General features: G+C 43.0%; 1 protein-coding gene. It reads left to right on the top strand.

Annotation, left to right across the window (positions count from 1 at the left end; genetic code table 11):
• Positions 1–15: 15 nt before the first annotated feature.
• Positions 16–702: 2-dehydro-3-deoxy-D-gluconate 5-dehydrogenase KduD (gene kduD / locus DTK66_RS10910; protein ID WP_191668692.1), on the top strand; the 687-nt coding region annotated here is incomplete at its 3' end.

Genomic DNA, 702 nt, shown 5'->3' with positions numbered 1-702 from the left:
AAAGAAGGTATATTTATGGCTCAATCACAAGAAGAAATTAAACAAAATGAGGCTGCTCTTGATAAATTCAAAATGTCTGCTTTCGATTTAAGCGGGAAAGTCGCAATTATTACTGGTGGAAACACCGGGTTAGGCCAAGGTTATGCTGTTGCTTTAGCTGAAGCCGGCGCCGATATTTTTATTCCAACGTATGGGACGCAAGGTTGGGATGATACTCGAGAGATGATTGAAAAACGTGGTCGCAAGGTAAAGTTCATGCAGGTTGACTTAACTAAACCAGGTGTGGCCCAAGAAGTTGTCGATCAAGCAATTAAGACGTTTGGGCATCTTGATATTTTGATCAATAATGCAGGAATGATTAAGCGTAATCCAATCCTCGAATCAAAAGATGAAGATTGGGATGCTGTGATTAATATTAATCTTAATGCGGTTTATCACATGTCAATGGCTGCCGCAAAAGTATTTGCTAAGCAAGGTCACGGGAAGATCATCAATATCGGTTCAATGCTTTCTTTCCAAGGCGGCAAGTTTATCCCATCCTACACTGCTTCTAAGCACGGGGTTGCGGGGTTAACCAAATCATTTGCTAGCGAGCTGGGGGCATACGGAGTACAAGTTAATGCAATTGCTCCTGGTTACATTAAGACTGCTAATACGGCCCCGATTCGGGCTGACAAAGCGCGGAACCAGGAGATCCTTGAC

The organism is Limosilactobacillus walteri (assembly GCF_014830205.1).
Taxonomy (GTDB): domain Bacteria; phylum Bacillota; class Bacilli; order Lactobacillales; family Lactobacillaceae; genus Limosilactobacillus; species Limosilactobacillus walteri.
Note: the sequence above shows the minus strand (reverse complement) of the source record. Positions and strands in the feature narration are given on the sequence as shown.